At 42.9% G+C, this 26,151-nt stretch carries 26 protein-coding genes and 1 pseudogene; 15 read left to right on the forward strand and 12 right to left on the reverse strand.

From position 1 onward, the window contains the following. Positions 1–161: 161 nt before the first annotated feature. The 3 genes from MFMK1_RS03255 to MFMK1_RS03265 form a co-directional block, all read right to left on the reverse strand. On the reverse strand, positions 162–1,427 hold the full coding sequence (locus tag MFMK1_RS03255; protein WP_366923732.1) for an HD-GYP domain-containing protein: 1,266 nt from the start codon (positions 1,425–1,427) through the stop codon (positions 162–164). A gap of 414 nt (positions 1,428–1,841) precedes the next feature. After that, entirely contained in the window at positions 1,842–2,063 is a 222-nt protein-coding gene (locus tag MFMK1_RS03260; protein WP_366923733.1) for a ZIP family metal transporter, read from the reverse strand. 220 nt (positions 2,064–2,283) lie between these two features. Then, a complete protein-coding gene (locus MFMK1_RS03265; protein WP_366923734.1) occupies positions 2,284–2,952 on the reverse strand; it encodes a copper amine oxidase N-terminal domain-containing protein in 669 nt (222 codons plus the stop codon). Between the two features lie 235 nt (positions 2,953–3,187). Here MFMK1_RS03265 and MFMK1_RS03270 point away from each other — a divergent pair, with 235 nt between their 5' ends. From MFMK1_RS03270 to MFMK1_RS03300, 7 genes are all read left to right on the forward strand, one after another. Continuing rightward, on the forward strand, positions 3,188–3,454 hold the full coding sequence (locus tag MFMK1_RS03270; RefSeq protein ID WP_366923735.1) for a DUF4160 domain-containing protein: 267 nt from the start codon (positions 3,188–3,190) through the stop codon (positions 3,452–3,454). A gap of 6 nt (positions 3,455–3,460) precedes the next feature. Beyond that, positions 3,461–3,691, forward strand: a complete 231-nt coding sequence (locus MFMK1_RS03275; RefSeq protein ID WP_366923736.1) for a DUF2442 domain-containing protein — start codon at positions 3,461–3,463, stop codon at positions 3,689–3,691. Positions 3,692–3,821: 130 nt separating this feature from the next. Continuing rightward, positions 3,822–4,115, forward strand: a complete 294-nt coding sequence (locus MFMK1_RS03280) for a hypothetical protein (RefSeq protein WP_366923737.1) — start codon at positions 3,822–3,824, stop codon at positions 4,113–4,115. Then, positions 4,105–4,368 (forward strand): CopG family antitoxin, encoded by a 264-nt coding sequence (locus MFMK1_RS03285; protein ID WP_366923738.1) that lies wholly within the window; start codon positions 4,105–4,107, stop codon positions 4,366–4,368. The genes MFMK1_RS03280 and MFMK1_RS03285 overlap by 11 nt, the downstream gene beginning before the upstream one ends. Positions 4,369–4,676: 308 nt before the next feature. Next, positions 4,677–4,922: a nucleotidyltransferase domain-containing protein gene (locus MFMK1_RS03290; protein WP_366923739.1), complete on the forward strand. Its 246-nt coding sequence runs from the start codon at positions 4,677–4,679 to the stop codon at positions 4,920–4,922. Between the two features lie 83 nt (positions 4,923–5,005). After that, positions 5,006–5,335 (forward strand): DUF4258 domain-containing protein, encoded by a 330-nt coding sequence (locus MFMK1_RS03295; protein WP_366923740.1) that lies wholly within the window; start codon positions 5,006–5,008, stop codon positions 5,333–5,335. Beyond that, positions 5,335–5,565 (forward strand): type II toxin-antitoxin system MqsA family antitoxin, encoded by a 231-nt coding sequence (locus MFMK1_RS03300; RefSeq protein WP_366923741.1) that lies wholly within the window; start codon positions 5,335–5,337, stop codon positions 5,563–5,565. Before MFMK1_RS03295 ends, MFMK1_RS03300 begins: the two co-directional genes overlap by 1 nt. 214 nt (positions 5,566–5,779) lie before the next feature. Here the strand turns inward: MFMK1_RS03300 and MFMK1_RS03305 are convergent. Next, positions 5,780–6,643 (reverse strand): annotated as a pseudogene (locus MFMK1_RS03305) (IS91 family transposase); the annotation flags it as partial. 339 nt (positions 6,644–6,982) lie between these two features. Here MFMK1_RS03305 and MFMK1_RS03310 point away from each other — a divergent pair. Together MFMK1_RS03310 and MFMK1_RS03315 are read left to right on the forward strand one after the other, a co-directional pair. Continuing rightward, entirely contained in the window at positions 6,983–8,566 is a 1,584-nt protein-coding gene (locus MFMK1_RS03310; protein ID WP_366923743.1) for a cytochrome c3 family protein, read from the forward strand. 89 nt (positions 8,567–8,655) lie between these two features. After that, entirely contained in the window at positions 8,656–9,414 is a 759-nt protein-coding gene (locus MFMK1_RS03315) for a transposase (protein WP_366923744.1), read from the forward strand. Positions 9,415–9,766: 352 nt separating this feature from the next. On the opposite strand, the gene MFMK1_RS03320 is transcribed toward MFMK1_RS03315, so the two are convergent. The 8 genes from MFMK1_RS03320 to MFMK1_RS03355 form a co-directional block, all read right to left on the reverse strand. Next, on the reverse strand, positions 9,767–10,168 hold the full coding sequence (locus tag MFMK1_RS03320; RefSeq protein ID WP_366923745.1) for an HI0074 family nucleotidyltransferase substrate-binding subunit: 402 nt from the start codon (positions 10,166–10,168) through the stop codon (positions 9,767–9,769). Then, the gene (mntA, locus tag MFMK1_RS03325) at positions 10,156–10,452 is read right to left on the reverse strand and encodes a type VII toxin-antitoxin system MntA family adenylyltransferase antitoxin (RefSeq protein ID WP_366923746.1); all 297 of its coding nucleotides are present in this window, start codon (positions 10,450–10,452) and stop codon (positions 10,156–10,158) included. Before mntA ends, MFMK1_RS03320 begins: the two co-directional genes overlap by 13 nt. A gap of 296 nt (positions 10,453–10,748) precedes the next feature. Then, a complete protein-coding gene (locus MFMK1_RS03330; RefSeq protein ID WP_366923747.1) occupies positions 10,749–11,363 on the reverse strand; it encodes a tyrosine-type recombinase/integrase in 615 nt (204 codons plus the stop codon). After that, on the reverse strand, positions 11,350–12,309 hold the full coding sequence (locus tag MFMK1_RS03335; protein ID WP_366923748.1) for a tyrosine-type recombinase/integrase: 960 nt from the start codon (positions 12,307–12,309) through the stop codon (positions 11,350–11,352). The genes MFMK1_RS03330 and MFMK1_RS03335 overlap by 14 nt, the downstream gene beginning before the upstream one ends. Beyond that, on the reverse strand, positions 12,306–13,538 hold the full coding sequence (locus tag MFMK1_RS03340) for a site-specific integrase (RefSeq protein WP_366923749.1): 1,233 nt from the start codon (positions 13,536–13,538) through the stop codon (positions 12,306–12,308). Before MFMK1_RS03340 ends, MFMK1_RS03335 begins: the two co-directional genes overlap by 4 nt. 328 nt (positions 13,539–13,866) lie before the next feature. Then, positions 13,867–14,157 carry a type II toxin-antitoxin system RelE/ParE family toxin gene (locus MFMK1_RS03345; RefSeq protein ID WP_366923750.1) on the reverse strand — a complete coding sequence of 97 codons (291 nt, stop codon included), beginning with the start codon at positions 14,155–14,157 and terminating at the stop codon, positions 13,867–13,869. A 2-nt stretch (positions 14,158–14,159) separates the two neighbouring features. Continuing rightward, the gene (locus MFMK1_RS03350; protein ID WP_366923751.1) at positions 14,160–14,528 is read right to left on the reverse strand and encodes an AbrB/MazE/SpoVT family DNA-binding domain-containing protein; all 369 of its coding nucleotides are present in this window, start codon (positions 14,526–14,528) and stop codon (positions 14,160–14,162) included. 112 nt (positions 14,529–14,640) lie between these two features. Further along, positions 14,641–15,213: a DUF2062 domain-containing protein gene (locus MFMK1_RS03355; RefSeq protein WP_366923752.1), complete on the reverse strand. Its 573-nt coding sequence runs from the start codon at positions 15,211–15,213 to the stop codon at positions 14,641–14,643. Between the two features lie 249 nt (positions 15,214–15,462). Here MFMK1_RS03355 and MFMK1_RS03360 point away from each other — a divergent pair, with 249 nt between their 5' ends. The 6 genes from MFMK1_RS03360 to MFMK1_RS03385 all read left to right on the forward strand — a co-directional run bounded on the left by MFMK1_RS03360 (position 15,463) and on the right by MFMK1_RS03385 (position 26,144). Further along, positions 15,463–16,329, forward strand: coding sequence for a copper amine oxidase N-terminal domain-containing protein (locus tag MFMK1_RS03360; RefSeq protein ID WP_366923753.1), 867 nt, complete (start codon positions 15,463–15,465; stop codon positions 16,327–16,329). Between the two features lie 163 nt (positions 16,330–16,492). Continuing rightward, on the forward strand, positions 16,493–17,839 hold the full coding sequence (locus MFMK1_RS03365; protein WP_366923754.1) for a stalk domain-containing protein: 1,347 nt from the start codon (positions 16,493–16,495) through the stop codon (positions 17,837–17,839). A gap of 267 nt (positions 17,840–18,106) precedes the next feature. After that, positions 18,107–19,864, forward strand: a complete 1,758-nt coding sequence (locus MFMK1_RS03370) for a flagellar assembly protein A (protein WP_366923755.1) — start codon at positions 18,107–18,109, stop codon at positions 19,862–19,864. Positions 19,865–19,992: 128 nt separating this feature from the next. Then, positions 19,993–21,660 (forward strand): class I adenylate-forming enzyme family protein, encoded by a 1,668-nt coding sequence (locus MFMK1_RS03375; protein ID WP_366923756.1) that lies wholly within the window; start codon positions 19,993–19,995, stop codon positions 21,658–21,660. Positions 21,661–21,884: 224 nt separating this feature from the next. Then, positions 21,885–22,994, forward strand: a complete 1,110-nt coding sequence (locus MFMK1_RS03380) for an efflux RND transporter periplasmic adaptor subunit (protein WP_366923757.1) — start codon at positions 21,885–21,887, stop codon at positions 22,992–22,994. A 3-nt stretch (positions 22,995–22,997) separates the two neighbouring features. Beyond that, on the forward strand, positions 22,998–26,144 hold the full coding sequence (locus tag MFMK1_RS03385; protein ID WP_366923758.1) for an efflux RND transporter permease subunit: 3,147 nt from the start codon (positions 22,998–23,000) through the stop codon (positions 26,142–26,144). Positions 26,145–26,151: the final 7 nt, after the last annotated feature.

A 26,151-nucleotide genomic window follows, 5' to 3' on the forward strand; every position in this document is an offset into this window, starting at 1 on the left:
ATAACTAAAAAGTCGGGATAAGTTCTGTGAGGGGTTGGAACTGTGAGGTTCCGCCTACTTGACCCTACAAAATTCGCTCACCTAAAAGGACACGAGAAACGTCCCCCTGTCTCTTAAGGTTCTAATTTTCATTCTCAGCTCACCTTTATTGAGACTATAAACTAAGAAGTGGCTTGTAGAAATTCCTGATACTCCTTCACCGACATTGATTGGTCAAGTTCACGTACGGAATTAACTATTGAATAATTTTTTGTCAATTTATGTACCACTTCCGGGTCCAAAGCTTGATTATCTGCCAATTTCTTAAGCAGTTGTAAAGACTCGGCCTTGTCCATGCCCTTTCGGTAGGGGCGATCTTCCTTAATAGCAGTAAAAACATCCGCCACAGCCATAACCCTGCTTCCTAGTGACAACTCCGATGCCTTTTTCCCAAAGGGATACCCCTTGCCATCCAATCGCTCATGATGTAATGACGCCCATTTGTTAATCGTTTCCAGGCCATGAATGCGTTCCAGTATGCGATGAGTGAAATAAGTATGACTTTTTATAATATTACGTTCGTGAGCGTTAAGTTTTCCTGGTTTTTGCAATATTTCCGGTGCTACAGCAAGTTTCCCCAAATCGTGAAGGTAACCGGCAATTCTCATTGTAAAACAATCCTTATCGGAAAACTGAAACAGTTTTGCCAGTTCTGAGGCACTAGCGGCAACGCCGGTTGAGTGATTTGCCGTAAAAGAAGAGCGAAAGTCAATCATTTGCCCAAAAACGCTGGCCAAATGAGCTAATTGCTGCAAATTCAGCTGAACAGGGCTACACCTAACTTTCCGCTCAATAAGCCCAGACAGCATGGAAGAAGATATATCAAACCAGAAAAAACTCTTATCCGCTAAACTATGAAATGCATCTACAATCTCCGGAACAAACAAAGTACCCCTGTGATTTTCTATTTTATTACGAATAGTATCAACTTGGCCCAGGGCTTCTTTTTTCCCATTGAGCAAAACACTAATCCGGTCCGAAAGATGAATAATATGACTTCCCATAGGAACTGTTTCACCACTGAAATTAGTTCCTTCCCCCAGGTTCCATGGTACATGATGAAAACGTATCAAATTAGAAATTTCTCCAAAAGGAGCAAATTTTTTTAATATTTGGTAACCTGCCTCAGCATGGTCATGGGGATGATCCAGTTCAAAGTTAAGCGCACCGATTCTTTCTTCCAGAGAAAAGGCACCCATATCATGGAGAGCACCTGCCAGCATAATATTCTCTTTTTCACTTTCCGGCAGTCCTATTTCGGTAGCAATACAGTAACTAATATAGGATACCTTTTTATGATGGTCTACCACTTCCCTGCTAACAAGGTCCATTGCATCTGATAAGGCCATCACCATATCAAACAAAGATATCTTCATTTCCTGTTCCATAATCTCACCTGCTCCAATAGTTTCTACAGTTAAATTTCATCACAGTTCGAACTTTTTCCTTCAAAGCTGCAAAAATTACAAGGACACACGAGGACACGAGGACACGAGGACACGAGGGGACGGTTCTTTTGTGTCGTTTTTTACATATCGTCGAAGGCGAAACGATGGCCGAGCTCAAAAAAAATACTAAGGTTGCAGGGGCATTCGATATTTACCTTTTCATGAGTGTTAGAAGCAATGCCAAGAGAAGCTAGAAAAAAAGTGAAACTGGAGCAGCAGAGGGGAATTAAGATTCAAGATGTAGTGGACTGTATATATTATCAGGCTTAAATAGAAGGCACGTTCTATGAGTTGGTCTTCCCGTATGTTATAGAGATGCCAAAGTATTCTAAGTATTCTAGCGGATAGAGGAAATCATTTGTAGGCAGTAAGATAACTCGCAAACTTTAAGTGGAACAGCAGTGCTAGGATTGACTGTCCTAGCAGTTCAAATGTCGCGGCACCCAGCAGTGCACCGGTGCCAAACGCCATAACAGCACTAAGTAGCCATCTTTTAAAATGAAAGACCATCCCGCTTACCGCGCCAAGCAAAACGGTAGACCCAGCTACGCCACCCCATAGTGCCGCTTCAAGCATAAATTCACCCCTTACTTTTATATAATATTAGTTTGTTATTAGCCAAATTTATATTCGGTGCCTGGCAAGGGGACAAAAAAAAATGTGAGAAAGCTATTTGAATACGCTGAAATATTGAATATCAAGAAAAAAGTGCAGACCTATATAGGATTATGGTTAAAATCTGCCCAAAAAAAAGAGATACTTCGTTTTTTGAAGTATCTCCACTAGAACCCATTTCTTAATAAGTAATTGTGACTGCTTTTGTTTCTTGATCCCAGTCTATAGACAAACCTAAACTTTCAGTAACGAACCTTACAGGGACCATGGTTCGCTCGTTTATTATTTGCGCAGGAACATCTATTTTTGTTAATACCCACTTTTGAGATTGTGTATCCTTTTTATAAGCTTCATTGGAACCAATAACCAACCTAATGGTATTGCCATCCAGCGATATCAACACTTGTTGAAGTGCACTATCCCAATCAATATTTCCACCGATTGTTTCAACTATGGTTCTTATCGGTAAAAGCGTCCTGCCTTTAACAATCAAAGGCTTAGTCTCTCTTCTTGGATCAACTTCCGTCGTTTGCCCATTTACTTTCATATATGGGTCGCCGATTTTCAAGATGATATTATTTGGTTTAGATATGGGTGCTGGAATCGGTGTAGGCTGAGGTTCAGAGGACGGCTCTGGCGTAGAGATGTTTTTCCAGCCGTAGTCGTGTGGTTTCCCAGCCTCAAGATAGGCTTTACCATTTTCATTCAAGTGTCTACTGCTGTCGTGGCAGTACGAACATTCATTACCGGTCCAAGAAGCAAATCTTTCCTCAGCTGCAGCGTATGACGATGCCGAAAATACGATAACTAACGATAGAAGCATGACAAATGTTTTCCTTGTCCTTCTCACTTTTTTGACCTCCAAATTATAGTTTACCCTAACCTTAATCGACATAAGTTTAAGTATTAGTTTAAGTATTATATATTACCCGAGAAAAATCCTCCCATAGGGTGACACATGTAGGGTGACACATGGGGACGGTTCTTTTGTGTTTTGCACCACAGGATTGTTATTAAATTGATTTTGATTAATAATTTATGGTAAACTAAATTTAGTAGAAAAGGGTTTGTGGGAGAGTGATAGTATGCCGTTGATTTCTCAATTTTATGGGATTTTAATAAGGATGTTTTATAATGATCAGGAACAGCATCATTTACCGCATTTTCATGCTGTTTATGGGGAATTTTCAGGTTCATTTACTCTTGAAGGCGATATTATTACTGGTAATATTCCAAAAAAACAACAGAAACTTATTGCTGCATGGGCTACAATTCATCAGGAGGAACTAGAAGCGTTATGGAAGACTATTCAAGAGACTGGAGAGTATTTTAAAATAAAAGGATTGGAGTGATCTATAATGGTGCCTAGACCAAAAACAGTTAAACCTTTGGATAACTATTGTTTACAAGTTACATTTGATAATGGAGAAACTAAAATATATGATATGTCCTCGCTAATTGAAAAGCCTTTTTATAGAGATTTGAAGAATAAAAACATTTTTAAAGCTGTTAAAGTAAGTGACATAACACTGGAATGGCCATCAGGAGAAGATATTTGCCCAAATGAGCTTTATTATAAAAGCAAATAGAAAAGACACAAGGGGACGGTTCTTTTGGGAGTGGCAAGGGGACGTTTCGTTTGCCACCAGCATACCAACAAAACCATTGATTTTGTGATACAATGTGATACAATTATATTAACAGGTGGGGTGTGTAGATATGATGCTGATAAAATCCATTCGATGGACAGTTGACAGAGAAGCTCATATAGCCAGACATAACCTTTTGCCCGACGAAGTGGAAGAAGCTATCTTTAGTGATCAACAAGGCAAAACTTTTTTTGTTTCTCAGGCCAGAAGGAATAAAGAGGAGAAAGTCTATGCCTACCTTGGGCGAACGGGTGGCGGTCGCTATATTAAATTTATATACATCTATGAGGGTTACGGAGTAGCTTTTCCGGTTATGGCTTTGGACATGAGCAAGACTGAAAGGAGGATTTACCATGGTAAGTGATAAAAAAATACCTGAATTTGACTCGGTTAAAGAGATGGCCGAATTCTTTGACCGCACTGACTTAACTGACATTGAGCTTTCTGATGCTAGAGTTGACTATCAAAAAGGGGAAAACAGTTCTAGAGAGATGAAACATATATCAATTAGAGTGCCCAAGGGTGACTTAGAGGCCTTACAGAACCTGGCTGAAAAAGCCGGCGTGGGTTATACTACTTTTGTAAGAATGCTGATAAAACAGGCAATTAGCAAATAAAGGGTGAATACAAGGGGACGGTTCTTTTGTGTCGTTTCTCCATTTCACATTGATTTTAATAGGGATGCTCAGTATTATAAAAAACTGCTGGAAATGCTGATGGGCTGATGTAGTTTGGCTGAAGGCATGAAATGGCTGGATTATTTTTTATACTATATGATATAATAGTAATTGACAATATTAGGCAAACAAAAAATTATAATGATTTTTGTCAGAGACATGTTATTTACCCAATCTTAAATAGCTGCTAATGTTTGGGGGAACTATTACAAATTGCCCAAAAGTATATTGATTCCCTTGAGGAGGAAATGAATATTTCAGCAGCCTATGTATATGGATCATATATTAGAGGTAATTTTGATGAGGATAGCGATATTGATATAGCGGTAGTTTCAGATGAATTCACAGGTGATGTTATTGATGATAGATTTAGATTGATGAAGTTTCGAAGAAAAGTTGATATCAGGATTGAACCGCATCCTTTCAGTTTAATAGACTTTAATGATAATCCGTTGAGTAAAGGTATTTTGCAGGATGGAGTCAAGTTAAAATAAAATGTGCCTAGTGCCTTGTGCCTGGCATCTACAAAATTATAATGATATTAAAAGGTCTATTATGATTTCAGGGAGATAAGTATATGGACGAAAGGAAAATAGATATAGGAACCATTACAAGACTTGTTGCTGAAGACAAAATGGTTTGGAGAAATCATATTCTTGCTCGTATGCAGCAGAGGGGAATTAAGATTCAAGATGTAGTGGACTGTATATTATCAGGGGAAATCATTGAACAGTATTTTGATGATTATCCTTATACAAGTTGTCTAATACTAGGCTGTACTGATAAGGGAAGATGCATTCATACGGTATGTGCTTTAGGGCAGGATAAGGTTTGGATGATTACCACGTATTTCCCGGACAAGGAAGAATGGCATGATGACTTTCGCACCAGAAGGAGGAAGGTTTAATGAACTGTATCGCCTGTAAGGCAAACGTTAATGACGGAGAAGTCAATCATACTGTTGACATTGAGGGGCGAATTATTGTTGTGAAAAATGTACCTGCAAAGGTGTGTCAACAATGTGGAGACTATTATATTGCACATGATACTGCATTAAAACTGGAAGAGATAGTAGAAGAAGCTAAAGGAAATGGAGCAGAAATTACAATAATCAATTATCATGACCGGGCTGCATAGCAAAACACAAAACACAAGGGGACGGTTCTTGAAGGGTTCAATCGGAAGTTTTGCGCACGAAAATAGGCTCAACTATCGCTATTTAGCTGATTGTTGGGCCTTTTATTAACCTTGCGCAAAATTTTTGATTGCCCTAGAAGAATGAAGTCGCGCCTCTCTTAGACAAACTTTGCTATGGGGATTCAATCTTTTGATTTCAATAAAAGAATACTTTAGCTAGTAGTCCATAATGCCTGATTTTGATAAATCCCTTCGGAAGTATATGCATTAAAAACCGACGAATGAATTCCACACCTTTAAGGGTTATTGTGCCTTTCTTATCACCTTTTTTGTAGTTCTTAACTGCAATTGTGACTGTATCCTTATCCATGGAAACAATTCTGTTATTGGATATGGCGATGCGATGTGTATAGCGACCTAGATATTGGACAACAGCCAAAGGGCCTGAAAAAGTCCTTTTTGTATAGGTGTACCAATCTTTGGTGTAGCATTGGTTAAGTAAAGATTGGAAAGCTTTTGGATTTTGGTATTGTACCGCCTCTTTAAAAAATTTAAGCAGGTCCTGCCGGTAGTATTGTTTCAGGTAGTATAGAAATTTACCGCGAAATTTTTTTGCCAGTACTTTCACGGGAATAAAGAACTTTTTACTGCTGTTTCGCCATTTTTTGTCTTTTGTCAGCCCTCCTGCCAGTACCACTGTATGAATGTGGGGATGAAAATGCAGATCTTGTCCCCATGTATGCAATAAGGAAAAAAAGCCAATCTGTGCACCAAGATATTTTTTATCCCGCGAAAGTTCCAAAAGGGTTTGGGCACTAGCTTTATACATCAAATCATATAAAAGTTTCTGGTTTTGATAAATCAGCGGCTGAAGTTCTTGAGGCATGGTGAATACTACATGAAAGTAGGGGGCATTGAGGATATCCTGACTTCTTTTATCTACCCAGATTGCCTTATTAACTCCTTGACATGAAGGGCAATGCCGGTTTCGACAAGAGTTGTAGTGCACCTCAATATGACCGCATTCTTTACATACATGGACATTTCCGCCTAAAGCCGCAGTCAGCCCTTTTAATATATTTTGTAATTTCACTGTTACGGTTCAGGTCATAGGCAGGTTTATTAGCCAGGCTATAGAAATATATCCTGTTTTAAGTAAAATACCTTAAGGCTGGAACTATGCACCCAAAGCTTTTTTCGGGAGTCTGTTATTCTTTCTGTTAGTCTTTCCACAGGATTCCTTCCTCCTTGACTCTTTTTAAAACTGGTGCTGCGTGATAAAAATTTCACAAGCGTGAGGCTATTTTCTTGAAATGTGCAGGAATTTGTCTGTTTAGCTAGAAATATATTATATTATTGGTAATGTTGGTATTTATTTCATTTGAATCGAAAAGAGGCACGGTTGGAGGTCTATTCCATGCAGAAGACTTACCTCAAAAAACTGGTTTTACTAATCCTTTTATTAATTGTAGTTATTCCTAATGGTACAGCATTGGCCCACGAGGTTTATAACGACAACATGGAGCCGGAGGATGGCCCTATGGGAGCGATAGGAACATATATTTATGGGACTAACGCCAATAAAACCGGTACCGGTACAGGTATTGTTGAAGGATATGACATGAGTAAAGATTACAAAGTGCGCCGGGCAGATGGTAATCCATATGTGCACGGTCAATTTAAGAAAAATACCAACGCTTGCGCATCCTGCCACATGACTCACACCGCCGCAGGGGGTTCGCTGCTCCTGCGAAACGGTGTTTACAACACTTGCACCGCATGTCACGATGGCACCTTAGGTAAACTCAATGTATTTGATATTCCCGTCTATGACAGTTCAGTGGAAGCGGCGGATTATGTCAATGTAGGCGGAGGTTCTTTCGGCGGAGTGGTTGATACGGTATACAATGCGTCTATGCATTTGGCAAGAGGCAGTATAACCTTAGTCACAGCGCCTGGCGGTAATAAGTCATTAAATGCTGATCTTAATGGTGACGGCATAAACGATACAGAGACGGAATCTTGGACAGGCGACTTTGACTGCAGCGCCTGCCACCAACCTCACGGCTCATATAGTGATAGATTACTAGTGCCTAATCCCGCCAATATAGAGCGTCAGGCGCTTACAGTAGCTAGTTGGGAAGTGATAGGTACCCAGGACGGGACTAATGTTTGGGGCGCGGTGTATGAGGGAGAGGTTGTTGAAGGCCCTTGGTTACATATGGAATCATATTCGTTAGGGAAAACCCAAACTGTAATCTACCAGGCTGTATATGAGGTGGACGTTTCTATTACTCCAATGGTGGTTGACCCCGATAAGAATCAAGGGGATGATGGCTACATACTGCCGAGCAGCGTACACTTAAATGATAACTTTGCTATTAATTATGCCCAAGGAATAGCAACCAAGAAGGATAGCTATACGCCTCCCGCCAACTTAAAGATTGCCATAGTACCGGCCTTGGTAGTAAAGGTTGATAAAGGGTATTTCGAGGGTGACGGTGATTCGGTTCCGGTAGGCCCATACAATGTTGATGTTCTCGGTGGCGGCAATAGTTATGAGCAGGGTTTGGATGGCACGATTATTAGATGGCAAGGTGTCAACGAAACCACTAACCTAGGCAAAAACGGTATCACATGGTTTTGCGCGGGATGTCATACCGACTATTACGCTGAAAAATATGATGCCGGAGGTGGTTTGGAGGGAAGGTACGCAACAGCGTACCGTCATACCATTAACCGCCAATCTGTAGACGGTTCCGGGGAACAATCTTTTGTATATGAATATGGGCTTTACCAAGGATCTCAAGAAGATGTACTAACATGTCTATCATGTCATTATGCACATGGTACCACTAAACAGATAATGCGTAACGCTGATGATACCCAGGCCCAGGATGCCGACGCAAACCCGTCCTCCGCGATTAAGAGGTATGTGAATATGGCGGTATGTTGGAAATGTCATGGTGAAGAACTTGACCCCGAGTTCCATTCTTTTTAAAAAGCAGGAACACAAGGGGACACAGAGGGACGGTTCTTTTGTGTTGTTTTTCAAGTTCGTATTTGTTAAAATAAAATAGGGGTGTAAAAATGCCCAGAAGAGCGAGAAAGAAAAGCAGCACAGGAATTTACCACGTTATTTTAAGGGGAATTAACAGACAAATAATATTTGAAGATGATGAGGATTATGAAAAATTGTTGGAAACGCTAAAGCAGCATAAAGACATAAGTGGTTGTAAAATTTTTGCTTACTGCTTTATGAGTAATCATATACATCTATTGCTCAAAGAAGGAGAAGAGGATTTAGGAACAACGTTTCGAAGGATTGGAGCAACTTATGTATATTGGTATAACTGGAAGTATAATCGGCGGGGTCATTTATTTCAAGATAGATATAAGAGTGAACCGGTTGAAACTGATAGATATTTTTTGACAGTCCTTCGTTATATTCATCATAATCCCTTAAAAGCAGGAATAGTAAAGAAACTTTCAATATACCCATGGAGTAGTTACAGAGAATACCTAGGAAAGCCAAGGATTTGCAATATAGAATTTACCTTTAATTTCTTTTCTGAAGATAGGGAAAAAGCCATAGAGCTATTTACGGACTTTCATTTAGAAGGAAATAATGATAGATGTTTAGAGTACGATCAAAATATGAGATGGAAAGATACAGAGGCCGTGGATTTCATAAAAGAGATTTCTGGGGTTCAAAGTCCAGTTGAGATCCAAAGCTTTGAAAAACAAAGGCGAAATGACATTTTAAGAAAATGTAAAGAGAAAGGGTTATCCATTAGACAAATTGAAAGGTTAACCGGCGTTAGTTTTGGAGTCATTCGAAGAATATAGACAACAAGGAAACAGTGCCAAATACTCCTGAAATTGGATAACATCAATAATTAAGGATTTTTTCGGCATATTTTCCCTGGGAGTGGTTTCCGGCCCGGTAGTTACGGGATTTTTGGCCCAATGGGTATTACACTTTTATTATAGCTGCCCGGTGACTCTTGCCGGCTCAATTATTATTAGAAAGCTAAGTCTACAAAAGCGAAAATTAAAAGAAGGGCTGTCCCTGTAAGTTCGGGATACAGCCCTTTTAATATATTTTGTAATTTCACTGTTACGGTTCAGGTCATAGGCAGGTTTATTAGCCAGGCTATAGAAATATATCCTGTTTTAAGTAAAATACCTTAAGGCTGGACTATGCACCCAAAGCTTTTTTCGTAATGAGTTCAATCCATTTTCCCATTAATATGAGGTAACCGGATAAACGACTGTAGATTTGTTTTGCTAGGCTTTCGTTGTATGTGTGTACGGCCAGATTTCGGTCGTCTACCATATTTAAGGCTGTTACAGTTTCCGCATCGCTAAAGATGTTGACTTCTCGGCAGGCGCGGATAACGCCTTTAGGCGAACCAATGTCAATTCCTTCAACCTTGTAAAGCATTTCCCGGGCTGCCTTCCATATTGCCTCAAAGGTAAATTCAAACCTCTGAATAGCAGCATCGCGTTCAATGGTAGTAGGTTGTTCTATCGCCATCACTTCACGAAATGCAATAAGTGCTTTTTCGGAGTCTGTTATTCTTTCTATTAGTCTTTCCACAGGATTCCTTCCTCCTTGACTCTTTTTAAAAATACTGGATCTACTTCGGATAAATCAACAACATCCACGCGGTACGGAATAGTAGATTCCTCTAAATGAGAACGAAGGTTAACGAGATATTCACTTGAAAGGGTATCCTTACTTAATATTCCGATATCAATGTCAGATGTATGTCTTTCCTTATTTTTTGCCCATGAACCAAATAGGTAGACATGCAGGGGTATATTCTTTGTGTATTCTAGTAGTGTATTTTTGACTCGGTTTAGAACTTCTTTTCGTTGCATGACATTTCACCTCGATTTCCTAGCAGGTGGAAAGGAATGGTATTTTTGTGCATTGTTATTATATCATAGTTACTTATTTGTTGAAAAGAACATAAGGGGACGGTTCTTTTGTGTCGTTCATGCTAAGCGTGTGAGGGGTGTTTTTCTTGAAAGTAAAAAAAGCCAAGCATGTAGGCTTGATAAGGCCGCGCTACTGAGCTTACCTAGTTGGCTGGTTATATATTACCCCCCGGCAGAACCTTGACAGGCGCTCAGGTTGCTCCTCAGCAGTGCCCTAAAATTCCGATATCGGAATCTTAGGGAATATTCCGACTTTTGATATATTCCGATGATTTTTCAAAACCTTTCCCTAACAAATAGACAACTTTTCCTACCGGGTCAAAATCACAAAAACGCATGGATAGCATTTCGCAGTCACGGGCAGCTGAGTCATACATTAACACCAGAAAGAACAAATCGCGAATCCCCATTTTCTTGGATGGGTCAGGTTGGCGAAGAACAGTAGTTATTGCATCCTTGGACATATACTCCAGCATGAAGGACTTGTTCACATCTTTTTGCATCGGAATACCTCGCAGATCTTCCAGATAAAAAACAAGCGTCGGTTCTATGCTAGCTACATAACGAAAAAATGCGCGGATGCGTGCCAACCTGTGATTTCGTGTAGACGGGGTCCATCCTTTTGTTTGCTGCATTTTATCCAGAAAGTTTATCACGTTTTCGCGGGAAAGATCCGCAAAGGTGAGGCTCTCAACACGCTTACCGGTTGCGTCACACACGAAGGAAAGCAGCATATTCCACACCTGTTTTGTGGCTAGGATTGTATGCGGGCTGCGCTGAGCCTGCTTAGTTAAGAAGATGGTAAAAAACTCTCGCAGATGTGAGAACAGGTTATCTTTAATCTTCTTCATAATCATAAGCCTCCGGTATGATACCATTTGAGCGAGTGAAGTCCATAAGAGCTAACCGCTCTGGCAGTAAATGAATGTAGTAGTATGTGGCAGAAAAGCTTTCGTGCCCCATATATGCACTGAGGTATGGGATCATCGCGTCTAAATCCCTTCCCTCTTCAATCCAGCGCATGAGTATTTGTGTAGCGAAATTGTGTCGGAGAGCATAGGGAGTACAGGAACCACGACTGGTTACATTCCCGCTCATCTCCCAACATATACGGAAAGCATCGCAGAGCCAGTCGGTTGTGTAGGCCTTTCCCAATTGAGTTTGAAAGAAATATGTTCTTTGGGGGGTAATTTTTTCCGCTATTTGGTTGTACCTCTTGCACATCTCCATAACGTCTGCGTTAGTAGGCAAGCACCGATCCTTGTGGCGCTTTCCATCGGCGATATAAATAGTATTATCAGTGAAGTTGAAATCCGTACACCGTAGACACCGCACCTCTTGTGGACGCATTCCGCATGCATACTGTAAACGGAAAATGACTGGCACTGTAAAATCATGCAGAACGTTTCTTTCACCGCTGGGGTAGCAATCCGTAGCCTCAAAAAAGTTCGTTAGTTCAACATGATTCATGATGATAGGTTGCTTGGCCTTTGGCATAGGAAAGAAAGATGATGGCATGACATATGCTTCTTTGCCTGCAAGGGAGATATAGCGAGCAAATCCGCGAAGCGCACTTGCTCTATTAAAGGCACCTTTACCATTGCCTTTGGCATCGTTGCACCAAGCGAACGCAATTTCTTTCGTAAGAATGGTTTCGTTTGGGAAATGATTCATACAAAACCGATCAAAGTTCGCAAAGAGCTTATTGTAATTTTTCACAGAATATCTCATTGTAGCTCTATGTTCCAGCATTTCTTGGATTTGCCCGGCAAATCCGCTTTTAAATTCATATGTCATAATAGACCAACTTTCTTGGTTCTGAACATGGATATGTCTAGACAGCATATGCGAAGGCCTTCTGTGTCTAAGGCAACATAACGTTTGGCGGAGTTTGGATTCGCATGCCCAAGCATCTCACCAACGGATCGAATGGGCACTCCAGCCCGAACCAGTCTTGTGCCAAAAGTTCTCCTTAATGCGTGGAATGACTTGCCATCCCAAGCTTCATGAGAAATGCCTGCTTTGCAAAGAGATCTAACCATAATGTCCCTACCTGCGGTATCACTTAACCTATCATAAGGCCTTCTATGACGGACAAATATGTATGGAGAATCCGTTTCGGGGCGACCGTTTAGAATATAGTCTGCTATAGCGTTGCCTACTCCCGACGATAATTCCGTTTGAATACCCACAACGGTTTTGCCTTGGACCACATCAATGACCTTGCGATTCCAATCGATGTCCGATCTCTTTAGGTCTAAAACGTCCACGCCTCGAAGCCCTGTCCAAAGTGCGAGCATTATGATAGCATAATCTCGTTTCCCGATAGGAGTAGTCCTGTCCACACTGTCAAGAATAGCATCCGCCTCTTTGTCGGAAAAGCAAGGTAGCAATTTTCGATACCTGGGTGCCGGGTTGATAAGATTCCATTCAGCGTTGATAGATGCAAGCCCGGTATCAGCTAGGTGTGAAAGAAATTTTCTTGTTGCACCCGTGAACTTTGACATACTGGCTTTGTTGTTTGGAGCTGCGTTCGCAATAAAATCCTTCACATTATTGGACCTTAATTTGTTGAAATTCTGCATGCCGTTTTGCTCAATGAAAACAAGAAACTGCCGTATAATGCCTATGTGCGTCCGAATAGTTCTAGGAGCTAAGGATTGAGAGAGGTGGGTGGAATAGTCAGCCAGAATCTCTTCAAAGTACTCGCACAGCTTTTGCTGTTTGAAATTCTTGTGCTCCCATACAAGCTCCCTGCCTTGCATGCAGTCTGTCAGTAGTGCAGCCGCTTTCCTGCGGTGTATCGCAGTAGATTTGCTAAACTCACCGTTCTTAGCCTTTGACATCTGTTCCTCTGCATAGGCATGCATTTCGTCATCAGAAAAGATTCTAATACAGTTGACCTCGCAGTAAGGAACAATGTTACTTAACAAATAAATCTTATACTGCCTAATGCTGCTACTACTGAGGGGGATATTTCTGAGAAATGCCAAAACACACTCAATTGCTTCCATGATCTTTTGCATAAAAAAACCTCCTTATTAGATTAGTCTTGGCTGATCGCCAGACATCTCTATTATAGAGGTGTAAACAAAAACAGTAGAATATAATATTCCGATTCTTTCAGCCAATAGGATAGTGACGGTGTTGCATATACAAAATACTAAGCATGTTTTGAAAAATCATCGGAATATATCAAAAGTCGGAATATGCCCTATCCTCCTGTCAAGTAAGAGCCAATAATAGCCCAAATTTTATGAAAAAAACTATTTACACAAAATAATTTACATTCCCCTCTCCCAGACCACCGTGCGAGTAATATGCAAAAAAAAATAGCCCTCTAGAAGATGAGAGCTATTTAATATACCGCTTTAGTTGTTCATAAAAATTTTCACGAGTACCGGCAAGAAGTAAAATGACTTTTTTACCATTGACTTCATTGATGGTGTAGGCAATTTCATAGTTTGTACCTTGATACCTTACATCGTAACCATAAATGCCAGCTAAATCGCCACGCTTTGGTTGACCAATATAGGGATCTTTACTTATTTCTTGTAAAGCTGCTTTATAAGTATCTTTAAGAGGTTTTTCTTTTAGTTTTTTAAAAAAGCGTGCGGCTGGGGAACTGAACTGTATCTCATACATATCTAGTTCTCCGGGCCAAAGATGTCTTCAAAGCTTTCGGATTCTTTTTCTCCAGCAGCTATAGCATCTGCATCCTCAAGCATATGAGTAACAGCTTTTTTGATATTTTTGCTTTGAGATTCAAATTTTTTTATTAATTCATTACCGGAGTAGCCTTGAGATATGAGGTCTTTGAGTATTTCAACAGAAAACTCACCAGAATTTCTATTTAGGGGTCTGATTACAATAGCACCGTCTTCAAGGGTACATTCGACTTCATTATCAAGACCAAGATGTTTATAGTATTTCAAAGGTATCGTAATCTGACGTTTCTTAGAAACACTGATTATTTTACGATCCATATTATCACGCTCCATAACAGTTGCATTCATAACTCTAACCTCCTTATAGTATATGCAAAATTTATATAATTAGTATAACAAAGAAACAAAGAAAAATCAATTAAAAAGAAAAAGAAAGGGTCAGGCTTGAATTATTCACTAATTAATGAAGGGACATGCGGACAGGTTGTTTTTTCTTAGTACGCTTAGTTCTTTTGATAGATTTAAGTACAAACCATATAATTGCAGTTGTTATAAGGGCAGCGACCGTGGCATTGATTAACGAGCCTACTATAAAGTCCAATGAAATAGACTTTACCTGAAACCAGGAAAAAAATGAAGCCGGCTGGTCAATCACTGTTTCCATGTTGCCCAAAGATTGTCCCAAAGAATGTTCTAATTGTGATTGGACTTCTGTATTAGTAGGGTTTGCTCCTATGACCATTGTTCCAGTTAAATAGTTTAGGGTGTAGAAAAAAGGGATAAAAATAGCAGTACTTATGTTGGTGGATACTGCCATAATGCTGCTAGACCGCATCAGTTTCGCAGTGACACCTGAAAGAACCACTCCTACACCAAGGGAGGGTATAAAGTTCCAGAAGATGCCGATAGCCATACCGACGGCAACGGCATATGGTTGGTTGGATGCTTTTTTTAACTTTTTCAGATAACTAAAAGGTAATTTCATGTCAACAACAAAACTCCATATGGTTGCATTTTTAATAAAAGTTTTCATATGAAATATGTCTAAAATTGTAATTCGCACTCTTCTCGTAAGTTTAGCACATAAAAGGACAATATTAAACTGATAATCGGTGGGTAGAAACATCACCAGATTTTCTTATCTAACAAGTGCATGTTCCAATATACAGGAAACTAGGACCCTAGTCCTATATAAAATAGGAAGCGTGGCATCTTTAAGATTTTTCGATATACTGGTAAGCTTATTTTGAAAAAGTAAAAAGATGTCATTGGAGGGAGTAAGATGAAAAAAATAGTTGCGATAATGGTAATGCTGCTGATGGTCTTAGCTCTTAGCACCACCGGCGTCCTTGCCGCTAAATCAGAAAATGGCCGGGATAAGTCTGCTAAGGATAAGCCACAAATTCAAGTTGAAGAACAGGAAGTTGATTTAGAGGTTGAAGCAGAAGAGGATGAAGAGCTGAAAGAGGATATTGAAGCAGAGGAAGAATTGGAAGCAGAACTGGAAGCAGAACTGGAGGAAGAGGAAAGTATCATAGAAGAAGTGTATGAAGAAGATGATGGTGAAGGTAACGGCTGGGCTAAAGGGCTCTGGAAACAGAATGAAGGGCTTCAGTCCAAGCTCGAAGAAAAGCAGGAAAAGATTGTAGAGAAAATGGAATGGTTTGAGGAAACAGGTAAAGGTGACCTTGAAGCGAAAAAGGCGGAGTTTGAACAGAGATTGCAGCAGCTTGAAGTTGATTACCAGGAGAAAGTGGAATTGCTGGCCGGGAAGTTGGCAGCAAGGGGTAATGTGATAGAATTTAGCGATGCTTTTCCTGTTATTAAGCAGGGTCGGACTTTAATTCCCGTCCGCGCGGTCATTGAAACTGTCGGTGCCGCCGTATATTGGGATGGCGAAAACAATCAGGTAACAATTCAGCGGGACGATATTACCTTGGTTTTGCAGCCGGGTGAAGCATCCTATACCGTAAACGGTGAGACAAAGACTTTTGACGTTCCCGCGGAAACCATTAATAACCGTACCTTTGTACCACTCAGGTATATAGCGGAGGAACTAGGTGAGGTAGTGGAATACGATGAAGAGACTGGTAATATTAATCTTGAGGAACCGGAAGAGGAAACCGGTGATCAAGTTTTAGATAACTAAAACCCACCCACCCAAAACTAAATAGATACAAGCCAAAAGCCCGGGATTTTTCAATTTCCCGGGCTTTTGGCATTATGCAAGACAAAACGGGCCTTTTTACCGGTGGTAACATGCTGCCACCTATAGTATAATTGAGTAAAATTAAGGTAATTGGGGTGACTTCATGAAGAGGTACGCAGGTATTATTAGTTTATTACTTATTTTAATGTTGGTTGGTACAACTGGCGCGTTGGCTGCCGGGGCTGCCGTTGCCCAGGGGGATGCGGATCAGCACGGCGCAAAGATTTCTCAGTCATTAACAGTATGGGAGGAGAGCACCAGTTCATCGGAGTTGGTACGTTATTTAGCACAAGGGTCCGGTCAGAGCCAAGCGCTGAAGAGTAACGGCACTCAGCAGAAAGAACCAGCGGCCTATGACGGTAAGCTGGTGTTTGCGGATAACAGATATTTAAACTGGGATATATTTGTGCTTGACGTTGCTACGGGCAAAGAAAGCTGGATTGGTAAGGGCCCGAAAGATCAGCTTAAGCCCGATATCTACAAAAATAATGTCGTATGGCAGGATAGGCGCGATGGCAACTGGGATATTTTCCTCTACAATCTAGATACCGGAAAGGAATTACCGGTTACCGGTAATGAGGATGACCAGATTAATCCTCAAATTTACGGTGACTACATCGTGTGGCAGGATGAGCGAGATGACAATTGGGATATTTACGGCTACGGAATTTCCACCGGTAAGGAATTTGTCATTGACAGTTCGCCTAAAAACCAGGTTAGCCCCAGAGTGGAAGGGGATTATGTGGTCTGGGCCGACGATCAGGCAGGAAATTGGGAGATATACCTTTATAACTTTAAATCCGCTAAGACTACTCGCATCACCAAGGCAGACGATGATCAGAGCAATCCCGTGGTTTCCGGCAGTGTAATTATCTGGCAGGATGACAGCAATGGCAACTGGGATTTATATGGCTATGACATCTATACCGATAAGAAATTTCCCGTGGCAGTGGAGCCGAAAAATCAGCTTCAGCCCGATATCTACGGTAATAAAGTAGTTTATACGGATGACAGCAATTATAACAATGATATTAAGATGCTAAAGCTTTCAACTAGTAACCCGGTAGACGACGTAAACGAAGAGCCATCGGAGCAAAAAAGCAGCGGGCTGACTGTTGAATTAAATGGTGGGGAACTTAGCTTATCCGTGCCGCCGGTGATGAATGCCGGTCGAGTGCTGGTTCCCCTAAGAGGGATTGCTGATGCCCTTGGACTTAGTACTCAGTGGCATAATGAAAGCCAATCTATTGCCATTACCGGTGATGGCACCAGTATAGCACTAGCCATCGGGAAGAAGGAAGTATCGGTTGGGCCGGATAACTTTACCTTGGACACGGTTCCTTTTCTCAATGCGGGCCATACCTATGTGCCGGTCCGCTTCGTTAGTGAAGCATTTGGTGCTTCTGTAGACTGGGATGATGCCGTCAGTACGGTGAAAATTTCTAAATAAGCAGGACTCAATGAACCCCGGATTCTGATGCCGGGGTTTTCTTGTGCGGCGGCAGTCGGATTTTATGGAACAACCCCCTCTAGGCCCGGCTAACCCCGAGCTTATTATTTTGAATCACCCGCGCAAAAAGAGGATATTTCCATCACACCGAGAATAGTCATAATAGTCAGATATACCATTTAAATAGGTACACACTGCCTATGCCGATGTTAAGTAAAGTTTTGCGTTTATCTTGTCTCCTAATTTTTAATCTGGGCGGTGTTTCTAATGTCCAACGACCCCAAAACATTACCAAATTCAAATACAGACAGACCTCTCCGCGGAACAATAGGCATAAAAGATGGAGTGGCCAGCGTTATCATGCCCGAACCCGATGCTGAACGGCCTAGCCTTACGCCCGGGGATAATGTCATTATTAACGTCAACAAACGAGAAATTACGGACAAGACCCCTATAAATGCTGAAGACGAAATTGAGATCAAGCCAGGGGAGAAGAAAGCATCGCTTGACTACACGGTTCAAGTGGATGCTGCCTTAATGCACGCACGTATGAGTGTCAACTATAAGTATGGTCAAAAGTTTAGCATCAATGACAGTAAACCCACTCAGGACCTGGTGGTTTCGGCGGAATTTAAAGAAGAAGTTTCGCCGCCGGCCTTGGACTATACTACCGTAATAATCGAGCTGGCTCAGAAGGGAATAACCCACTACATAAATGAAGGGAAAATTCGCACCCTGCTTACCTCCGGACAGAACTGCCAGAGGGAGTTAATAGCTGAAGGCGTATCGCCTAAGCCGCCGATGGACGAAAGTATCGAGTATGTCTTCCAAAATAAAGAGTTTGAAGAGGGGCGAAGACTGAGACGGATGGCAAAAATCCTTAGTGTAGAGGCCGGCGAAGTACTGGCAGTCAAACACCCTGGGATACCAGGCGAACCCGGAATAAACCTGAACGGCGCTCCGGTGGGGGTGCGTGACCCGAAGGCCATTAGCATTAAAACCGGAAAGGGAGTAACACTTTCGCCAGATGGCACAAAAGCTTATGCGGCTATAGACGGGCGCCCTGATGTAGTTAATGGCAAATTGAGTGTACTGCCCGTCTGCAATCATAAGGGTAATGTCAATCCGGAAACTGGGGATATTAGTTTTAAAGGTGATGTGATTGTGTCCGGCAATGTAGAGGATAATATGCTGATCAGCGCCACCGGCGAAGTCACGGTTACAGGATTTGTGGCCAACAGTACCATTAATTCAGGCGGAAGCATTACTGTTAATGGAAATATAGTCGGATGCAAATTGTTCGCCGGTAAAGTTTCCCTTATTTGCAGCAGTATATTAAATTATTTAACCAAGATGGAGCATCAAATTACCCTTATATTGAAATTTGTAGCCCAACTGCATTCACAGATGCAGGGGAAGATACCGTTAGACACAGCCGTTAGGGCCATTATTAAACAGAAGTACCCCAAATTATCTCAGGAGTGCGCAGCCTTCGCCGCTGATATTAGGGGAAAAGATGAATTTAAAATGATGGAAGGCCCGGTTGTGCAGGTCGTTAACCAATTGACCGAAGCATTTGACATCGTTAATAATGAGAAGATTTATACTGATGATATGTTTACCGAACTTCAAGAATCAATCACCAAAGCAAAAGATATACTGGATGCCATGAATCGCCCGGACGCAGCTTTGAATGGTAGATATGTCCAATCTTCTACATTGTTCGCCAGTGCCGATATTATTATTAACGGCGAAGGCTGTCACCAATCTATTCTCAATGCCGGAAGAAAAGTAGAAATCAAAGGTATTAAAGGTCTCTTCAAAGGCGGTGAGATTAACGCCGGCGGTAATATCTACATTAAAGAAGCAGGCTCCGAACTCGGAGTTGCTACTAAAATTGGGACTAAAGCCAAGCAGACAATTAAAATGGACATAGCTTGGCCCGGAGTTGAAGCCAGCACCGGGACCACCCGCAAAGTATTCTACCAAAAACAACACAAAATATTTTTATCTAATGGTGCCTGACACCAAATAAGTGACACCAAATGTGTCACTTATTCTAAAAAATTATGTGGCGGGAGGAAAGTGTGTTGCATAATAATTAAAGATATCAAAAGATATCAGAATATTATGAAATTGAAGGGGGAATTGAAATGATACTGTCCACACAGGAGCATATTACTGAGTATACTGACAAGGGATGGTGGGGGAAAAAGACTCTGATTGAATATTTCAAGGAGCATGTAGAACTGCAGCCGGAGCATACGGCGCTGGTGGACCCGCCGGATAGGCAGGAATTGACCGGTACTGCGCCGGAAAGATTGACCTATGCACAGCTTGACCGGGCGGTGGATGCTGTGGCCACGTCGCTGGCAGGGATGGGGATTGGCAAGGATGATATTGTCATGGTGCAACTGCCAAACACTTGGGAATTGGCTATGTTGTATCTGGCCATCTGCCGTACAGGAGCAATTATTTCTCCGGCCCCAATGCAGTGGCGTTTTAGGGAGTTACAATATATTGGCGACCTTACCCGTGCGAAAGCCCTGATTACGGTGACGGAGTTTAAAAACTTTGCCCATGGCACAATGGCCTACAAGCTTCAGGCCAATTCAAATAAGATGGAGCATGTGATTACTCTCGAGGATATCAGAAAGATGACCCGGGGCAATGGCGACAGTAGGCTGTTGGACAGCATCCCAATAGATGCTAACGATATTTTCACCATCTGCTGGACATCCGGCACTGAGGCAGAGTCGAAGGGTTGTCCCTTAAGCCACAATAACTGGTTATACCAGTGCAACGTCGGTATCGGCACTGCGGATATCCGTCCGGGGGATGTGCAGATGACGGCCGGGCCGCTGGTAAATATGGCTTCTCTGGGTACCACTTATATTCCATGGATTATTCTGGGCGGGACATTTGTGCTGCATCACCCGTTTAACCTGCCGGTTTTTATCCGCCAGATGATGGAGGAAAAGGTCAACTATACTTTATTGGTGCCTGCTGTGGCCAACATCATGGTGAAACATCCCCAATCAGATCAGTTTCGCTTTGAAAGTATTCGCTCCATAACGCTGGGTTCGGCGCCGCCGTCCTTGTTTACCATTCGTGAATTCAAAAAACGCTGGGGTATAGATATCGGTAATATCTGGGGCCAGAATGAAGGAACAGCTATTGTCTCCGGTGCCCGGGATGTTCCTGAAGTGGAGAAAAGAGTGGACCATCTGCCGCAGTTTGGCAAGGCCGGTGCCCAGTGGGCCAGTGATACATCCGGAATACACACTAAATTAGTGGATCCGGACACCGGCAGTGAGGTAACAGATATTGGAGGTGTGGGGGAGCTGGCCTATAAAGGCCCCAACGTCATTCCTGGTTATTTCCGCCGACCGGACTTGGATGCCAAGTCTTTTGACGAACAGGGGTATTTCTATACGGGAGATTTGTTTCAAATTAAAGAAGGTAATTATGTGAGTTTTTTTGACCGAAAAAAAGATATTATTATCCGGGGCGGTTACAACATCAGTGCCCAAGAGGTTGAGAATATACTGCTGTCCCATTCCAAAGTGGCAGAGGTGGCTGCGGTGGGTATGCCCGATGAGAAACTGGGCGAGCGTACCTGTATCTATGTGGTGCCTCGTCCCGGTGAGACCTTTGACCTACAGGAGCTGGTAGATTTTATGACGGAGCAGGGCTGTGCTGTTTACAAGCTGCCGGAACGGCTGGAGATTGTGGAAGAAATACCGCGTAACCCCGTAGGTAAGATTCTCAAATCCATCCTGCGCAGTGATTTGGAGAAAAAAATAAAGATGTCCAGCTAAGGCGCTGGAATAGGAAACGGCCCACCAGCACCCTGGAAATTATTAAAATAGGCAGGGCTCAATAAACCCCGGATTTTGGTGCCGGGGTTTTTCTTATATTTATCTCCACAAATTCCTATTGACACCCAAAATGTGGCTTAATATAATGTACATATGCCGACCGACTGGTCGGTTCTGAATTGTATACACAATTATAGTTTTTTTAATGGGGAGGAAAAAGAGAAATGTTACTTAGTAAGACTGTCAGAATGATTACTTACTTAACTTTGGTTGCCACATTACTGTTTGTATTAAGCGGTTGCGGAGCTCAACCGGTAGAGGCGCAAAAAGAACAGGTGGAAACCATTGCGGTTAGCGTAGTGAAAGCTGAAAAAGGTGATTTGCAAAAATTCAGTGAGCTAAGCGGTAAAGTTGAAGGCCAGTCCGAGGTTAATGTTATTCCTAAGATGGGCGGTAAAGTGGAAGAAGTAAAGGTGAAGGTAGGCGACCGGGTACAAAAAGGTGATGTAATGGTGCGTCTAGAAAGTGATGAGATTCGTGCTCGGTTAAATCAGGCCCAAGCCGGTTTGGCTGCCGCCCGGGCCAGTTTTACCAACGCTGAAAGCAACTATCAGCGTATGCAGGAATTATTTAAACAGGGAGCTATCTCTCAACAGCAACTTGATTCTGTGGAAATGCAATATGAAACGGCCAAATCCCAAGGCGTAAAGCAAGCTGAAGCACTAGTAGAACAGGCGCGAATTGCGTTAGATAGCGCTACCATTGAAGCTCCGATTGACGGTATTGTCGCTTTCCGTTACGTTGATCCGGGCCAAACTGCCGGACCGACATCGCCGGTAGTAACCGTAGTCAATATGGATACGGTGGTAGTAAGGGTGAATGTGCCGGAAACCGATATTAACACAGTTAAAATGGGCGATACGGTAAAGGTAACGGTGCCCGCAGCGGCAGCAGATGAAGCTTTCACCGGCGAGTTAACAATGGTAGCGCCGGCGGCGGACGCTCGTACCAAGGCGTATCCGATAGAAGTCGCCATTGATAATAAGGAGCATGTATTAAAGCCCGGCATGTTTGCTCAAGTGGCATTAGGTACCCGTTCGGTGGAAGATGCGCTTATTATTCCTCAAGAAGCTTTGGTTGATATTAACGGCATTAAAGTAGTTTATGTGGCTGTTGACGGTAAAGCGGTGCAACAAGATGTTAGTCTTGCTTTTACCACTGGTGAGCAAGCGGCTGTATTAACGGGTATTAATGCCGGCGACGCGGTGATTATTCAAGGTCAGCATCGGGTTGATGACGGATCACCGGTCACAGTTCAAGGTGGTGACAAGTAGTTTATGAAGCTATCCAATTTTGCGGTTAAACGCCCGGTCACCGTGGTGATGGCGGTGCTGATCGTTATGCTGCTGGGGGGGATATCCCTTACACGCATTGCGGTAGACCTTTATCCGGAGATAAAGCTGCCGGTGGGGGCTGTTTCCACTTCTTACAGCGGCGCCGGTCCTCAGGAAGTGGAGGAATTGGTCACCAAACCGCTGGAAGAAATTCTTGGTACGGTTAACGGTGTTGACCAGATTGTTTCCGATACTACTGAGGGGTCGTCTACGGTAATTGTCTGGTTTGACTGGGGCACTGATATGGATTTTGCCACCTTGAAGATGCGGGAAAAGGTAGATTTCATTAAGTCCTTTATGCCGGAGGACATCAGTAACCCGATGGTGATGCAGATGGACCCGGCGATGATGCCTATTTTACAAATCGGCCTATCCGGCGGCAGGGATTTATCCCGGCTAAAAGCTTTTGCGGAAGACGACATATCCAGCAGGCTGGAACGGCTGGAAGGTGTGGCTTCGGTTTTCATAACTGGCGGTTATACCAGGGAAATAAAGGTGTCGGTGGACCCGGTTAAATTGGAACAATACGGGCTCACCTTGGCGCAGATATCTCAGACGCTGCGTGCAGAAAACGTCAATATGTCTACCGGTCAGGTAGTGGAAGGTAAGCAGGAACTATTTGTACGTACCTTAGGTGAGTACGAAACTGTCGAGGATATTAGGAATGTGGTGCTGACTGTGCCCAATGGGGGCGGCGCCATTCGCCTGTCTGATTTGGCAGCGATTGAAGATGGATTTAAAGATGTTGATCAGATTACCCGCATGAACGGGGAACCAAGCATTGGCATAAGTGTTATGAAACAGAGCCACGCCAATACCGTCCAGGTGGCTGAACGAGTTAAAGCGGAGCTTGAGCAAATCAAAAGCAGTGCTCCCGGCGGGATGGACATCGCGATGATTTTTGACCAGTCAGAATTCATTAACCAATCAATCGGCCGGGTGGTAAGCAATACGATTCTCGGCGGTATTTTCGCGGTGTTAGTGCTATTCCTGTTTTTAAGGAATTTACGCAGCACACTGATTATTGCTATTGCTATTCCTATTTCTATCGTTTCTGCATTTACGTTAATTTACTTCAATGACTTGACATTGAATATGATGTCCATGGGCGGCTTGGCCTTAGGCGTGGGCATGATGGTGGACAGCGCTATTGTTATTTTGGAGAATATTTATCGATATCGCCAGGACGGACACGGCATGATGCAGGCAGCTATTCTTGGCTCCGATGAGGTTGCCAGTGCGGTGATAGCGTCTACCATAACTACAATTGCGGTATTTTTGCCCATTGTATTTGTGGAAGGAATAGCGGCACAATTGTTCAAACAGTTGGCGCTGACGGTTTCTTTCGCTTTGGCTGCAGCCTTATTAGTAGCGTTAACGCTGATACCGATGCTTTCTTCCAAGTTTTTGGTAATAACCAATGGCAACGGTAAGGTGAAAAAACGAAACCCGCTGCGAAAAATTATGGACGGATTAGCACAGGGGTTAGATAAATTAACTGCAGTGTACAGTAAATTACTAGCTTGGGCATTAGGCCACCGCAAAACTGTAGTGGCAGCTGTTACTGTGGCCTTGATATCAAGCTTTGCCCTAGTGCCCATGGTGGGCATGGAGTTTTTGCCTAGTATGGACAGCGGTGAACTGGCTGTCAATATTGAATTGAATAGGGGCTCCTTATTGGAAGAAACCGAGAAGATAACGGAGCAGGTTGAGGATATCCTTTATGATGTCCCTGAGGTGGATACCGTATTTACCAGTGTTGGCGTTTCGCAGAATCAACTGGGCATGGGCGGCGCCCAGCAGCACCGGTCCCAAATACGGGTAATGCTGGTGGATAAGGAACAGCGCAGCCGCGGCACTGACGTGGTGGCCGACGAACTGCGTAATAGTTTTGCCGGCATTGCCGGGGCGGATATTGAAGTTTCAGCAGTAGATGCCAATCAGATGGGCGGAGGAAGTTCTGCCCCTGTTGCGGTAAAAATTAAGGGTAATGATCTGGTTACTTTAGAAAAACTGGCTAACCAGGTTCTTACCATTGTGGAAAGTGTCCCAGGCACCCGGGAGGTGGAGTCAAGTTTTGTAGATGGCAGTCCAGAACTTCAGTTATTAATAAATCGCGATAAAGCCGCTAGTTACGGTATTAATGTGGCGCAGCTGGCTTCGGCGGTGCAAACTGCTATGCATGGTCAGGTTGCTACGAAATTTGGAATTGAAGACAACGAGATTGACGTACGCGTGATTTATCCTGAATGGGCTAGAAAAAACTTGCAGGACCTAAAGGATGTGACTATACCGTCGCCTATGGGCATCAATGTGCCGGTATCTGAAGTGGTGACCATCAAGCAGGATGTGGGTCCGGGTACAATTAGTCGTGAGGATCAAGCCCGGGTGGCTTCTGTACAGGCGCAAATTGCCGGCCGTGACTTAGGTAGTATCACCAGTGACTTGGAAGCCAAGCTTCAGCCGCTGCGGCAGCAGTTGCCAAAGGGATATGAGATTATTCTGGGCGGTCAGCAAGAAGAAATGATGGAAGCCTTCGGCAACCTAGGATTGGCTTTGATACTGGCGATTATCCTGGTGTATATGGTGATGGCGTCGCAATTTGAATCTTTGGTGCATCCGTTTGTGATCATGTTTTCTTTGCCCACCACATTTATCGGTGTAGTAGCTGCTTTAGTAGTTACCGGGCGCAGTTTCAGCGTACCAACTTTTATTGGAGTAATTATGCTGGCGGGTATTGTGGTCAATAATGCCATCGTACTGATTGATTACATTAATGTGCTGAGAGAACGCGGGCATGAGCGCGATGAAGCAGTACTGCAGGCGGGACCGGTACGGCTGCGGCCAATCTTAATGACCACGTTGACTACAGTATTGGCATTGCTGCCCACTGCCGCAGGGATTGGTTCCGGCTCTGAGGCTTCTGCGCCCATGGCAGTTGCGGTGGTCGGCGGTTTATCGGTGTCCATGATATTTACTTTAGTGTTTTTACCGGTGGTATACACTATCGTAGATGATTTTGGTCAGTGGACTAAGCGTAAAATAGGAAAAGGAAGCGCGGATAAGGCCGATTCCGGTCAAAGCATATAGGGGGAGG

It is taken from the genome of Metallumcola ferriviriculae (assembly GCF_035573695.1).
In the GTDB taxonomy this organism is placed as follows: Bacteria; Bacillota; JADQBR01; order JADQBR01; family JADQBR01; genus Metallumcola; species Metallumcola ferriviriculae.